This window comes from Pseudomonas sp. SYWMCR5 (genome assembly GCF_057197165.1).
Map to the genome: position 1 here is coordinate 364301 of NZ_JBXUNH010000005.1, position 12989 is coordinate 377289.

13 protein-coding genes are annotated in these 12989 nt (G+C 63.6%); 6 read left to right on the forward strand and 7 right to left on the reverse strand.

Annotated elements, in window-relative coordinates; translation table 11 throughout:
• Positions 1-395 precede the first annotated feature (395 nt).
• The 6 genes from ftsK to cysG all read left to right on the forward strand — a co-directional run bounded on the left by ftsK (position 396) and on the right by cysG (position 7908).
• On the forward strand, positions 396-2810 hold the full coding sequence (gene ftsK, locus AC2CGW_RS16145; RefSeq protein ID WP_186669830.1) for a DNA translocase FtsK: 2415 nt from the start codon (positions 396-398) through the stop codon (positions 2808-2810).
• A 62-nt stretch (positions 2811-2872) separates the two neighbouring features.
• Positions 2873-3496, forward strand: coding sequence for an outer membrane lipoprotein periplasmic chaperone LolA (gene lolA / locus AC2CGW_RS16150; protein ID WP_065864365.1), 624 nt, complete (start codon positions 2873-2875; stop codon positions 3494-3496).
• Between the two features lie 11 nt (positions 3497-3507).
• A complete protein-coding gene (locus AC2CGW_RS16155) occupies positions 3508-4833 on the forward strand; it encodes a replication-associated recombination protein A (protein ID WP_054892327.1) in 1326 nt (441 codons plus the stop codon).
• A complete protein-coding gene (gene crcB, locus AC2CGW_RS16160) occupies positions 4830-5204 on the forward strand; it encodes a fluoride efflux transporter CrcB (RefSeq protein ID WP_054892326.1) in 375 nt (124 codons plus the stop codon). The genes AC2CGW_RS16155 and crcB overlap by 4 nt, the downstream gene beginning before the upstream one ends.
• A 31-nt stretch (positions 5205-5235) precedes the next feature.
• Positions 5236-6516, forward strand: a complete 1281-nt coding sequence (gene serS / locus AC2CGW_RS16165; RefSeq protein ID WP_186669828.1) for a serine--tRNA ligase — start codon at positions 5236-5238, stop codon at positions 6514-6516.
• The gene (gene cysG, locus AC2CGW_RS16170; RefSeq protein ID WP_186669827.1) at positions 6517-7908 is read left to right on the forward strand and encodes a siroheme synthase CysG; all 1392 of its coding nucleotides are present in this window, start codon (positions 6517-6519) and stop codon (positions 7906-7908) included. It begins immediately after the preceding gene.
• Between the two features lie 119 nt (positions 7909-8027).
• On the opposite strand, the gene AC2CGW_RS16175 is transcribed toward cysG, so the two are convergent.
• The 7 genes from AC2CGW_RS16175 to AC2CGW_RS16205 all read right to left on the reverse strand — a co-directional run bounded on the left by AC2CGW_RS16175 (position 8028) and on the right by AC2CGW_RS16205 (position 12940).
• Positions 8028-8987: a glutathione S-transferase family protein gene (locus AC2CGW_RS16175; RefSeq protein ID WP_484574292.1), complete on the reverse strand. Its 960-nt coding sequence runs from the start codon at positions 8985-8987 to the stop codon at positions 8028-8030.
• 98 nt (positions 8988-9085) lie between these two features.
• Positions 9086-10084 carry a glycosyl transferase family protein gene (locus AC2CGW_RS16180; protein ID WP_288375419.1) on the reverse strand — a complete coding sequence of 333 codons (999 nt, stop codon included), beginning with the start codon at positions 10082-10084 and terminating at the stop codon, positions 9086-9088.
• Between the two features lie 8 nt (positions 10085-10092).
• Positions 10093-10428: a TusE/DsrC/DsvC family sulfur relay protein gene (locus tag AC2CGW_RS16185; protein ID WP_186669824.1), complete on the reverse strand. Its 336-nt coding sequence runs from the start codon at positions 10426-10428 to the stop codon at positions 10093-10095.
• A complete protein-coding gene (gene tusB, locus AC2CGW_RS16190; protein ID WP_186708653.1) occupies positions 10425-10721 on the reverse strand; it encodes a sulfurtransferase complex subunit TusB in 297 nt (98 codons plus the stop codon). The genes AC2CGW_RS16185 and tusB overlap by 4 nt, the downstream gene beginning before the upstream one ends.
• Positions 10721-11080: a sulfurtransferase complex subunit TusC gene (tusC, locus tag AC2CGW_RS16195; protein ID WP_484574293.1), complete on the reverse strand. Its 360-nt coding sequence runs from the start codon at positions 11078-11080 to the stop codon at positions 10721-10723. Before tusC ends, tusB begins: the two co-directional genes overlap by 1 nt.
• A gap of 1 nt (position 11081) precedes the next feature.
• Entirely contained in the window at positions 11082-11474 is a 393-nt protein-coding gene (gene tusD, locus AC2CGW_RS16200; RefSeq protein WP_186669820.1) for a sulfurtransferase complex subunit TusD, read from the reverse strand.
• A gap of 86 nt (positions 11475-11560) precedes the next feature.
• On the reverse strand, positions 11561-12940 hold the full coding sequence (locus tag AC2CGW_RS16205; RefSeq protein WP_484574294.1) for a nucleobase:cation symporter-2 family protein: 1380 nt from the start codon (positions 12938-12940) through the stop codon (positions 11561-11563).
• Positions 12941-12989: the final 49 nt, after the last annotated feature.

A 12989-nucleotide genomic window follows, 5' to 3' on the forward strand; every position in this document is an offset into this window, starting at 1 on the left:
GGGGGAGGGGAGCGGGCAGCATGGCGGCTGCAAGAAGTGTGGTCAACGTCTGGTCTTGTGCTGCCTGGGGGAGGTTGCCGGCGGCCAGGGTTGGTCCCTGCCCGTCATGCGTGGTTTTGGCGCAGCGTTTGAGGCGGTTTCCTACGCATTAGTGAGCCATCCGGCACCAACCCGGACATTTGCTGTCATACCTGTGCAAAAATACAGCATAAGCCTTTGTCACAGAACAAAATGCATGCTCAAATTGCACCCATGGAAATCGGCCCTCTGTTCATGTGCCATGCGGCGTGCCGCCATGGCGGCGGGCGGGCAGTAATGATAAAAGTAGTGGTTCGTCGGCCAGTCATCGGCTCGATCACTATTTAACGCGCAGCGAGCGCAGGAATAGACGCGTTTTGAAGAAATCCACCGCAACCCCGACCCCTTTGCCCGTGCCGTTGTGGCGCCAGCAGTTGCATTACCGCCTCAAGGAGGGCGCGCTGATCGCCGTCGGTGCCCTGTGCCTGTATCTGTGGATGGCGCTGCTGACCTACGACACCTCCGATCCGAGCTTCAGCCACACCAGCAACGTCGACCAGGTGCAGAATGCTGCCGGTCGCGCCGGTGCCTTCTTCGCCGACATCCTGTTCATGGTGCTCGGCTACTTCGCCTACATTTTCCCGTTGCTGCTGGCAATCAAGACCTGGCAGATCTTTCGCGAGCGCCACCAGCCCTGGCAGTGGAGCGGCTGGTTGTTCTCCTGGCGCCTGATCGGCCTGGTATTCCTGGTGTTGTCGGGCGCGGCGCTGGCGCATATCCATTTCCACCCTCCCGCGAGCATGCCGTTCTCCGCTGGCGGCGCCCTGGGTGAAAGCCTGGGCGACCTGGCGCGCAACCTGCTGAACGTGCAGGGCAGCACGCTGATGTTCATCGCCCTGTTCCTGTTCGGCCTGACCGTGTTCACCGACCTTTCGTGGTTCAAGGTCATGGACCTCACCGGCAAGATCACCCTCGACCTGTTCGAACTGGTGCAAGGTGCGGCCAACCGCTGGTGGGAGGCGCGCAACGAGCGCAAACGCCTGGTGGCGCAACTGCGCGAGGTGGACGACCAGGTCGATGAAGTGGTCGCCCCTGTGGTTACGGACAAGCGCGAGCAGGTAAAGGCCCGCGAGCGCATCATCGAGCGCGACGAGGCCCTGACCAAGCATGTGGCCCAGCGCGAGCAACAGCCGGCGCCAGTGATCAATATCCCGGCCCCGGTCAAGGCGCCCGAACCGAGCAAGCGGGTGATGAAGGAGAAGCAGGCACCGTTGTTCGTCGACAGCGCCGTGGAAGGCACGCTGCCGTCGATCTCCATCCTCGACCCGGCCGAGCAGAAGAAAATCGAGTATTCGCCAGAGTCGCTGGCCGGCGTCGGTCATCTGCTGGAAATCAAGCTGAAGGAGTTCGGTGTCGAGGTGTCGGTGGACTCCATCCATCCGGGCCCGGTGATTACTCGTTATGAAATCCAGCCGGCTGCAGGTGTCAAGGTCAGCCGCATCGCCAACCTGGCGAAGGACCTGGCGCGTTCGCTGGCAGTGACCAGCGTGCGGGTGGTCGAGGTGATTCCCGGCAAGACCACCGTGGGCATCGAGATTCCCAACGAGAACCGTCAGATGGTGAGGTTCTCCGAGGTCCTGTCCTCGTCTCAATACGACGAAGCCAAGTCGCCGGTAGCCCTGGCGCTGGGGCATGACATCGGCGGCAAGCCCGTGATCACCGATCTGGCCAAGATGCCGCACTTGCTGGTGGCCGGTACTACCGGTTCCGGTAAGTCGGTGGGTGTGAACGCGATGATCCTGTCGATCCTGTTCAAGTCCGGCCCTGAAGATGCGCGGCTGATCATGATCGACCCGAAGATGCTCGAACTGTCGATCTACGAAGGCATTCCGCACCTGCTGTGCCCGGTGGTCACCGACATGAAGGACGCCGCCAACGCCCTGCGCTGGAGCGTCGCCGAGATGGAGCGCCGCTACAAGCTGATGGCCGCCATGGGCGTGCGTAACCTGGCGGGCTTCAACCGCAAGATCAAGGATGCCCAGGAAGCGGGCGAGGTTATCCACGATCCGCTGTACCGCCGCGAGAGCATGGAAGACGAGCCGCCGACGCTGAAAACCCTGCCGACCATCGTGGTCATCGTCGACGAGTTCGCCGACATGATGATGATCGTCGGCAAGAAGGTCGAAGAGCTGATCGCCCGAATCGCCCAAAAGGCGCGGGCGGCGGGTATTCACCTGATTCTCGCTACCCAGCGTCCATCGGTCGATGTGATCACCGGTCTGATCAAGGCCAACATTCCTACCCGCATGGCGTTCCAGGTGTCGAGCAAGATCGACTCGCGGACCATCATCGACCAGGGCGGTGCCGAACAGTTGCTCGGCCACGGTGACATGCTCTACATGCCACCGGGTACCAGCCTGCCGATCCGGGTCCATGGTGCGTTCGTATCCGACGATGAAGTGCACCGTGTGGTCGAAGCCTGGAAGCTGCGGGGGGCGCCGGACTACAACGACGACATCCTCAACGGCGTCGAAGAGGCTGGCAGCGGCTTCGAAGGTGGTGGCGGCGGTGGCGATGGCGACGATGCGGAAACCGACGCCCTGTACGACGAAGCGGTGCAGTTCGTGCTTGAAAGCCGTCGTGCATCGATTTCAGCGGTACAGCGCAAGCTCAAGATCGGCTACAACCGTGCCGCGCGGATGATCGAGGCGATGGAGATGGCCGGTGTGGTCACTCCGATGAACAGCAACGGCTCGCGGGAAGTGATTGCCCCAGGTGGCCCGCGCGATTGATGATCACTTTGTCGGGCGCCAACGACGGCGTCCGGCCTATTCACTGCTCAATGAGGATTCCCATGCGCGCGATTCGCATGCTGTTGGTTTCTGCCCTGACCCTGGGCTCGGTTACCGCTTATGCCGGTGAGCAAGATGTACAGCGCCTGACCCAGTTGCTGGAAAAGTCCCAGACCATCGAGGCCAACTTCTCTCAGTTGACTCTGGATGCCAGCGGCACCAGCTTGCAGGAAACGACCGGCAAGATGACGGTCAAGCGCCCGGGGCTGTTCTACTGGCACACCGATGCACCGCAAGAGCAGGTGGTGGTGTCCGATGGCCAGAAAGTCACCCTGTGGGACCCGGACCTGGAACAGGCCACGGTCAAGAAGCTTGATGTGCGTTTGAGCCAGACCCCGGCGTTGCTGCTGTCCGGCGATGTCTCCAAGATCAGCCAGAGCTTCGACATCGCGTCGAAGGAGCAGGGCGAGGTCATGGACTTCACCCTCAAGCCCAAGACCAAGGACACGCTGTTCGACTCCCTGCGCATCTCGTTCCGCAAAGGGCTGATCAATGACATGCAACTGATCGACAGCGTCGGTCAGCGCACCAACATCCTGTTCAACGGGGTCAAGGCCAACCAGGCTGTCCCGGCGAGCACGTTCCAGTTCAAGATCCCGGAAGGCGCCGACGTCATCCAGGAGTAACGCGAGGCATCATGGACCTGTTTCGAAGCGAACCCGTTGCCCAGCCTCTGGCTGCTCGCCTGCGTCCGTCCAACCTGGATGAGTACGTGGGCCAGGAGCACTTGCTGGCGCGTGGCAAGCCGCTGCGTGAAGCGCTGGAGCAGGGTGCGCTGCACTCGATGATCTTCTGGGGGCCGCCGGGAGTTGGCAAAACCACGCTGGCCCGGCTGCTTGCGCAGTTTTGCGATGCGCATTTCGAGACGGTCTCGGCGGTGCTGGCGGGGGTCAAGGAAATCCGCCAGGCCGTCGAGGTGGCCAAGCAGCAGGCCGGCCAGTATGGCCGGCGCACCATCCTGTTCGTCGACGAAGTGCACCGCTTCAACAAGTCCCAGCAGGACGCCTTTCTACCCTACGTCGAAGACGGCACCTTGCTGTTCATCGGCGCCACCACTGAAAACCCCTCGTTCGAGCTGAACAACGCCTTGCTGTCACGGGCTCGGGTCTATGTACTCAAGAGCCTGGACGAAGCGGCCCTGCGCAAGTTGGTCAACCGTGCGCTGACCGAAGAGCGTGGGCTGGGCAAGCGCAACCTGCGGGTCGGCGATGAGGCGTTCAAGATGCTCATGGCCGCTGCCGATGGCGATGGTCGGCGCATGCTCAACTTCCTCGAGAACGCTTCCGACCTTGCCGAGGATGGCAGCGAAATCGACGTGCAGATGCTGCAAAGCCTGCTTGGCGACAGCCGCCGCCGCTTCGACAAGGGCGGCGAGGCGTTCTATGACCAGATATCGGCGCTGCACAAGTCGGTGCGCGGCTCCAACCCCGACGGCGCGCTGTATTGGTTCGCGCGCATGCTCGACGGCGGTTGCGATCCTTTGTACATCGCTCGCCGCGTGGTGCGTATGGCCAGCGAGGACATCGGCAACGCCGACCCCCGCGCACTGAGCCTGTGCCTGGCGGCCTGGGATGTCCAGGAGCGCCTGGGCAGCCCCGAGGGCGAGCTGGCAGTGGCGCAGGCCATCACCTACCTGGCCTGCGCACCCAAGAGCAACGCTGTCTACATGGGCTTCAAGACCGCCCTGCGCGAGGCCGCCGAGCACGGCTCGCTCGAAGTGCCACTGCACCTGCGCAACGCACCGACCAAGCTGATGAAGCAACTGGGCTACGGCGACGAATACCGCTACGCCCACGATGAGCCAGACGCCTACGCTGCGGGCGAAGACTATTTCCCCGACGAGCTCGAGCCACGCCCCTATTACCAGCCAGTGCCACGAGGCCTGGAATTGAAGATTGGCGAGAAACTGCGCCACCTTGCCGAGCTGGACCGCAACAGCCCTCGTCAACGGAGAAAAACGTGATTGCTCTGATCGCCTCGGTGAGCGCCGCCGGTATTGCTGGCACCTTGCTTCGCTTTGCTGCGGGCAACTGGGTCAATGCCCACTGGCCACGACACTTCTATCTCGCTACGCTTGCGGTCAATCTGGTGGGCTGCCTGATCATCGGTGTGCTGTACGGCCTGTTTCTCAACAAGCCCGGCGTGCCGATCGAGGTGCGTGCGGGGCTGATCGTCGGCTTCGTCGGCGGGCTGACCACCTTTTCGTCCTTTTCACTGGATACCGTGCGCCTGCTCGAAAGCGGACAGGCGCCCCTGGCCTTCGGCTATGCCGCCGCCAGCGTGCTGGGCGGGCTGCTCGCCACCTGGGCCGGCCTGGCCCTGACCCGAATCTGAACCAACACCTAAAACACAACGAGAGAACGATATGCTCGATTCCAAACTGTTACGCGGCCAACTTCAGGAAGTGGCGGATCGCCTGGCCTCCCGTGGCTTCAGCCTGGATGTCGCGCGCATCGAATCACTGGAAGAGCGCCGCAAGTCGGTGCAGACCCGCACCGAGCAGCTGCAGGCCGAGCGTAATGCCCGTTCCAAATCCATCGGCCAGGCCAAGGCCAAGGGCGAAGACATCGCCCCGCTGATGGCGGATGTCGAGCGCATGGCCAACGAGCTTGCAGCCGGCAAGACCGAGCTGGACGAGATCCAGGCCGAGCTCGACGGCATCCTGCTGACCATCCCCAACCTGCCGGACGCCAGCGTGCCGGTCGGCGCCAGTGAAGACGACAATGTCGAAGTGCGCCGCTGGGGCACGCCGCAGGCCTTCGACTTCGAGATCAAGGATCACGTTGCCCTGGGTGAAGTCAGTGGTGGCCTGGACTTCGAGGCTGCGGCCAAGCTGTCCGGCGCTCGCTTTGCCGTGCTGCGTGGGCCGATTGCCCGCCTGCACCGCGCCCTGGCGCAGTTCATGATCAACCTGCACACCGGCGAGCACGGCTACGAGGAGCACTACACCCCTTACCTGGTACAGGCCCCGGCCCTGCAGGGCACCGGCCAGTTGCCGAAATTCGAGGAAGACCTGTTCAAGATCACCCGCGAAGGCGAGGCTGACTTCTACCTGATCCCGACCGCCGAAGTGTCGCTGACCAACCTGGTAGCGGGCGAGATCCTTGACGCCAAGCAGCTGCCGCTGAAACTGGTGGCCCACACCCCGTGCTTCCGCAGCGAAGCGGGCGCATCGGGTCGTGACACCCGCGGCATGATCCGCCAGCACCAGTTCGACAAGGTCGAGATGGTCCAGGTGGTGGAGCCGTCCAAGTCCATGGAAGCCCTTGAGGGCCTGACCGCCAACGCCGAGCGCGTGCTGCAGTTGCTGGAACTGCCATACCGCGTGCTGGCCCTGTGCACCGGCGACATGGGCTTCGGCGCCGTGAAGACCTACGACCTGGAAGTGTGGGTGCCGAGCCAGGGCAAGTACCGCGAAATCAGCTCCTGCTCCAACTGCGGCGACTTCCAGGCCCGCCGCATGCAGGCCCGCTGGCGCAACCCGGAAACCGGCAAGCCGGAGCTGGTGCACACCCTCAACGGCTCCGGCCTTGCAGTGGGCCGCACGCTGGTTGCGGTGCTGGAGAACTACCAGCAGGCCGATGGTTCGATTCGTGTGCCTGAGGTGCTCAAGCCCTACATGGGCGGCGTCGAGGTTATCCGCTAAATGAAGTACCTGCCGCTGTTCCATAAGCTGCAGGGCGGCCGGGTACTGGTCGTCGGCGGCGGTGAGATCGCCCTGCGCAAGGCGCGCCTGTTGGCGGATGCCGGCGGCGTGCTGCGGGTGGTCGCGCCGGAAGTCGACGGCCAGTTGGCCGCGCTGGCCAGGGAAGGCAGCGGAGAGGTGCTGGTGCGCGGCTATCAGGTCGCTGACCTGGAGGGTTGCCGTCTGGTGATCGCCGCCACTGATGACCCGGGGCTCAACGCACAGGTATCGGCGGACGCACAGGCGCGCAACCTACCGGTCAACGTGGTGGATGCACCGGCCCTGTGCACGGTGATCTTCCCTGCCATCGTCGATCGCTCGCCGTTGGTGGTGGCGGTTTCCAGTGGCGGCGATGCGCCGGTGCTGGCACGTTTGATCCGGGCCAAGCTCGAGACCTGGATTCCGTCCACCTACGGCGAGTTGGCAGGCCTGGCCGCGCGTTTTCGTGACAAGGTCAAGGCGCTGTACCCGGACGTCAACCAGCGTCGCGGCTTCTGGGAGACTGTGTTCCAGGGGCCGATCGCCGAGCGGCAGTTGGCCGGGCAGGGTGCCGAAGCCGAGCGGCTGTTGCAGGCCATGGTCGATGGCGCGCCTGTACAGCAGGGTGGCGAGGTCTATCTGGTCGGTGCCGGCCCTGGTGATCCCGACTTGCTGACCTTCCGTGCCCTGCGCCTGATGCAGCAGGCCGACGTGGTGCTTTACGACCGTCTGGTGGCCCCGGCGATCATCGAGATGTGTCGGCGTGATGCCGAGCGCATTTATGTCGGCAAGCGCCGCGCTGACCATGCTGTGCCCCAGGACCAGATCAACCGCCTGTTGGTTGATCTGGCCCGCCAGGGGAAGCGGGTGTTGCGCCTGAAGGGCGGCGATCCGTTCATCTTCGGCCGTGGCGGCGAGGAGATCGAGGAACTGGCCGACGAGGGCATCCCCTTCCAGGTCGTGCCGGGTATCACGGCGGCCAGCGGCTGTTCGGCCTACGGCGGTATTCCACTGACTCACCGCGACTACGCCCAGTCGGTGCGCTTCGTCACGGGCCATCTCAAAGACGGCACCAGCAACCTGCCCTGGAATGACCTGGTGGCGCCAGCCCAGACACTGGTGTTCTACATGGGCCTGGTAGGCTTGCCGACCATCTGCGCCGAGTTGATCCGTCATGGCCGTGCGGCAAGCACGCCGGCAGCGCTGGTGCAGCAGGGCACGACCCGCAATCAGCGCGTGTTCACCGGGACCCTGGCAGACCTGCCGGACCTGGTGGCCCGGCATGAAGTGCATGCGCCGACCTTGGTGATCGTTGGGGAAGTGGTGCAGTTGCGTGACAAGCTGGCCTGGTTCGAAGGGGCGCAGAACAGCTGATCACTGGGGCCACTTCGTGACCCATTCTCGGGCAAGCCCGCTCCCACAGGTACGGCGCCGCTTTAAACCTGTGGGGGCGGGCTTGCCCGCGAATGGGCTGCAAAGCAGCCCCAATGATTTCAACCCTGCCATATGCCCTTGCCCGCCAACCGCTCACGATCATGGGGCAATGTGAAGTCTTGCAGTGGCCCCTTGGGTACGATGCCGTTCGGGTTGATGGTCTTGTGGCTCATGTAGTAGTGCTTCTGGATATGTTCCATATCCACCGTCTGCGCCACCCCTGGCCACTGATAAAGCTCGCGTAGCCAGTTGGAGAGGTTCGGGTAGTCCGCCAGCCGCCGCAGGTTGCACTTGAAGTGCCCGTGATACACCGCGTCGAAGCGCACCAGCGTGGTGAACAGCCTTACATCCGCCTCGGTCAGGTATTCGCCGGCCAGGTAGCGCTGGCTGTCGAGCAGCGCTTCCAGGTGATCCAGCTCGTTGAACACCTCATCGAACGCTGCCTCGTACGCCTCCTGGGTGGTGGCGAAGCCTGCGCGATACACGCCGTTGTTCACCGCCGGGTAAATACGTTCGTTGAGCGCATCGATGGTGCTGCGCAGTGGCTCGGGGTAGAGGTCCAGGCGATTGCCGGTCAACTCGTCGAACGCGCTGTTGAAGATGCGGATGATTTCCGCTGACTCGTTGTTGACGATGCGCTGCTCTTGCTTGTCCCACAGGACCGGTACGGTCACTCGGCCCGTGTAGTGCGGATCATCCACGGTGTAGCGTTGATGCAGGTACTGTAGGGCGTCGAGATGATCGCCGGTCGAGCCCTGTGCGATGTCGAAGGTCCAGCCGTGCTCGCCCATCAGCCAGCTCACCACAGATACGTCGATCAGTGGCTCCAGGCCCTTGAGTGCGCGGAAGATCAGGGTGCGGTGCGCCCATGGGCAAGCCAGTGAAACATACAAGTGGTAACGGCCTGCTTCGGCCGCAGGCAGCGCATTGCGGCGCTGGGCGTTTTCGCGGCGGAAGGCGCCATCCTTGCTGTTCTGGTACCACTGGTCATGCCAGCGGCCGTCGATCAAAAGGCCCATGTGGAGCTCCAATTACCAAATAGTCTGTCGTTGGAGCTCAGTCTAGGGCATACCGTTCGAATAAATAGCGCAAATATCGCCAGTTATTGATCGACTGGTTAGATGTTTCGGTTTGACCAGAACGTGCGCGCGGTGTCGAACGCCTGTTCGCGATCATGGCCCAGACCGCGCAGCGCCAGGGCCATGGTCGCGACGACCGCCAGCTCGCCATAGCTGTCCTGCGCCGCGCCGTGCCATACCGCCAACAGATGCTCGGGCTCAAGCTTTGCTGGCTTGACGTGGCGTTGTGCACTCAGCGCGGGCCATTCTTCGTCCCAGGCCTCGCTGCCGGTGGTGCCGTACAAGTGGCTGATGACATCCGGATTGACTTCGATCTCGCCGCCATCACCTTTGATTACCAGGGCGTGATCGCCGAGCAGGCGACTGGCCTCGCGGTGCACGGCCTGGTAGCCCGGGTGGAAGATGCTTTGCAGGCCGCAGCGCGCGCCGAGCGGGTTGAGTACGCGGGCCAGGGAGTGGATCGGCGAGCGCAGGCCCAGGGTGTTGCGCAGGTCGATCATCCGCTGCAATTGCGGCGCCCAGTCCTGCAACGGGAAGAAGGCCAGGCGCTGCTGGTCCAGGCTGTCGGCCACCGCCTGCCAGTCACGGCACAAGGGGATGTCCAACAGGGCGAGCAACTGTTCGGTGTACAGGCGCCCAGCCGTGTGGGCGCCGCCGCCGTGCATGAGAATGCGAATGCCGCTGTTGGCCAGGCACTTGGCAGCCAGCAGGTACCAGGGCAGGTGGCGCTTCTTGCCGGCGTAGCTTGGCCAGTCGAGATCCACAGCGATCGATGGGGCTTGCAGGTGGGGGCGCAGGGCCTCGGTGAAACCTGCCAGCTCCTCGGCACTTTCCTCCTTGTGCCGCAGCAGCATCAGAAAGGCGCCCAGTTGGGTGTCTTCGACCTTTCCTTCGAGCAGCAGTGTCATCGCTGCGCGCGCTTCCTCGCGGGTCAAGCCCCGTGCTCCGCGCTTGCCCTTGCCGAGAATGCGCACGAACTCGGCGAAGGGGTGTTCGGCCGGGGTTTCCAGGGTCAGGGGGCTCGGGCTGTCGGTCATCGGCTCGGTCATATGCAGTTGGTCGGCTTGGGCAGGCCCGCCAGCTTGGCGGCCAGTTTGGCGGGGGTGCCATTGAACAGACGGTTCAGGTGCGGGCTGTTGCCCTTGTCCGGGCCCAGCTTCAGGGCGGTGTACTTGATCAGCGGACGGGTCGCTGGCGAAAGCTGGTATTCGTCGTAGAACTGGCGCAGCAATTCGAGGACTTCCCAGTGGTCCGGGGTCAGTGCGATCGCTTCACGGGCGGCCAGGGCTTGGGCGACCTCATGGGACCAGTCCTGCAGGTCGACCAGGAAGCCGTCCTTGTCCAGGGCAATCGAGCGATTGCCTACAATCAGGTCGCTCATAGCCAGGTATTGACCTTGTCGTAGTGCAGCGAAAGCGCGACGAAGGCGGGATAGTCCACGGCCTTTGCCAACTCGCCGGGGATTGCGCGGGCCTGCAGGTCTTCTTCGAGGGCGAACAGGCGTTGCTCCAGGCCAGCAGCCTGCAATACACGGTAAGGCTCGCTGCCGGGCTTGAGGGCGTAGGTTGCATCGCCGCACAGCAGCAGCGCGTCCTGGTTGTCCAGCAAACGCAAGCAACTGGTCAAGCGGTTGTCGCCGAAGGGCGAATGGCTGATTACATGCAGGGTCGTCATCAGAGGGTCACCACCTGGTCGAAACGGGCGATCAGTGTGCGCAGTGCTGCATCGTCGAGGACCTGTACCGGCAGCTCTAGCGTGCTGCCGTCCAGTCCGCGTTGCTGGAGGCTGTGCGCGCAGGCGAACAGTTCCTCGACCCCGAACATCGGGAGCGCCTGCAGGTTGGCGGCAAGGTTCTTCTGCTGCAGCAGGGCCGGTTGCTGGCCGCTGGCGAGTTGGAAGACACCGTCATCGAGAAACAGCATGCCCAGCGGTAGGTCGAAGGCGCCACCGGCAAGCGCGATATCCAGCGCTTCGCGGGCGGATGGCCCATTCCAGGGTGCCTGGCGGCTGATGATCAACAAAGAGCTGGCCATTTCAATCGCCTCCGAAGCAGACCAGACGGTCTGCCACTTGCGCAGCTTCGTGCAGTTGCCCAAGACCAGACAGCTCCCACGGCTTGGGCAGGTTCACGGCAGGGCGCTGGTAGCGATTGGCTTCGGCCTCGTCGAGCACGCCCCGGCGCAATGCTGCGGCGATGCAGACCACCGCATCGAGTTGATGGTGGCTGACGAAGCTGCGCCATTGCGCCGCCACATCCTGTTCATCCTGAGGCGCGACGACGTTGGCCGAGGCGCTGTGCACCCCGTCCTGGTAGAAGAACAGTCGAGTAATCTCGTGTCCGCCGGCCAGGGCCGCCTCGGCGAAGCGCAGCGCGCGGCGCGAGGAGGGCGCATGGGCCGGAGAAAACACCGCGATGGCGAATTTCATGGAAGGCTCGTGTAAAGAAGTGCCGTCATGATAAAGCAAAAAGCCCGCACCTGTAGGCGCGGGCTTTTGTCTGCCTGCAACGATGGTCAGGCGCGTTCCCGGCTCTCTGGCAGGAACCAGTTCAGCACCAGGGCACAGATACCGCCGGTGGCAACACCAGACTCCAGTACGTTACGCAGCGCCGCAGGCATGTGCGCCAGGAACTCCGGCACCTGCGCCACGCCCAGCCCCAGGGCCAGCGACACGGCGATGATCAGCAACGCCCGACGATCCAGGCGGGTGCTGGCCAGGATATTGATCCCTGATGCCGCCACCGCACCGAACATCACCATCGCCGCACCACCCAGTACAGGCTCCGGCACGGCCTGGATCACCCCGGCCACGCTCGGGAACAGCCCCAGCAATACCAGCATGAGCGCGATCCAGACACCGATATGACGGCTGGCGATACCCGTCAGCTGGATCACCCCGTTGTTCTGCGCAAAGATCGAGCTGGGGAAGGTGTTGAACAGGCCCGCCAGCAGCGAGTTCGCCCCATTGACCAGCACCCCGCCCTTGATGCGTTGCATCCACACCGGCCCCTCGACCGGCTGACGCGACACTTTGCTGGTGGCTGTCACATCGCCGATGGCTTCCAGCGAGGTCACCAGGTAGATCACCAGCATCGGAATGAACAGCGCCCAGGAGAAGCCCAGGCCGAAGTGCAGCGGTACCGGCACCTGGAACAGCGCGGCCTCGTGCATGCCGGTGAAATCCAGACGCCCCAGGTAGCCCGCCAGCGCATAGCCCACCGCCAACGCGATGACGATGGCGCAGCTGCGCATCCACACCACCGGAATCCGGTTGAGGACCACGATGATCGCCAGCACCACGCCTGACAGCAGCAGGTTCTCGCCATTGGCGAAGGTGCCGTTGCCCATGGCCGCAAAGCCGCCACCCATGCTGATCAGGCCAACTTTGATCAAGGTGAGGCCGATCATCAGCACCACGATGCCGGTCACCAGCGGGGTGATCAGGCGCTTGATGAATGGCAGGATGCGCGAAACGCCCATCTCCACGAACGAGCCGGCGATCACGACCCCAAAGATTGCCGCCATCACGCCTTCGACCGGCGTACCCTGCTTGACCATCAGCGCACCACCGGCGATCAGTGGTCCGACGAAGTTGAAGCTGGTGCCCTGGACGATCAGCAACCCTGCGCCGAATGGCCCGAAGCGCTTGCACTGGACGAAGGTTGCGATGCCCGAGATCACCAACGACATCGACACGATCAGGTTGGTGTCCCGCGGCGAAACGCCCAGCGCCTGGCAGATCAGCAGGCCAGGCGTGACGATTGGCACGATGATCGCCAGCAAGTGCTGCAGTGCCGCCAGCAGACCGATCAGTGGCCGCGGCTTGTCCTCGAGGCCAAGGACCAGTTCGTTGGCAGGCGCCGTCGCGCCTGGCTCTTGTTCGAGTGAACTCATGGGAAACCGCCCCGAAGAAAAAAGGAGCGCATTCTACGGGGCCCGACGG

Excerpts from the sequence above, each read along its gene's own strand:
- lolA (WP_065864365.1), top strand. The coding sequence starts at position 2,873 with ATGCGCGCGATTCGCATGCTGTTGGTTTCTGCCCTGACCCTGGGCTCG.
- AC2CGW_RS16155 (WP_054892327.1), top strand. The coding sequence starts at position 3,508 with ATGGACCTGTTTCGAAGCGAACCCGTTGCCCAGCCTCTGGCTGCTCGC.
- serS (WP_186669828.1), top strand. The coding sequence starts at position 5,236 with ATGCTCGATTCCAAACTGTTACGCGGCCAACTTCAGGAAGTGGCGGAT.
- cysG (WP_186669827.1), top strand. The coding sequence starts at position 6,517 with ATGAAGTACCTGCCGCTGTTCCATAAGCTGCAGGGCGGCCGGGTACTG.
- AC2CGW_RS16175 (WP_484574292.1), bottom strand. The coding sequence starts at position 8,987 with ATGGGCCTTTTGATCGACGGCCGCTGGCATGACCAGTGGTACCAGAAC.
- AC2CGW_RS16180 (WP_288375419.1), bottom strand. The coding sequence starts at position 10,084 with ATGACCGACAGCCCGAGCCCCCTGACCCTGGAAACCCCGGCCGAACAC.
- AC2CGW_RS16185 (WP_186669824.1), bottom strand. The coding sequence starts at position 10,428 with ATGAGCGACCTGATTGTAGGCAATCGCTCGATTGCCCTGGACAAGGAC.
- tusB (WP_186708653.1), bottom strand. The coding sequence starts at position 10,721 with ATGACGACCCTGCATGTAATCAGCCATTCGCCCTTCGGCGACAACCGC.
- tusC (WP_484574293.1), bottom strand. The coding sequence starts at position 11,080 with ATGGCCAGCTCTTTGTTGATCATCAGCCGCCAGGCACCCTGGAATGGG.
- tusD (WP_186669820.1), bottom strand. The coding sequence starts at position 11,474 with ATGAAATTCGCCATCGCGGTGTTTTCTCCGGCCCATGCGCCCTCCTCG.
- AC2CGW_RS16205 (WP_484574294.1), bottom strand. The coding sequence starts at position 12,940 with ATGAGTTCACTCGAACAAGAGCCAGGCGCGACGGCGCCTGCCAACGAA.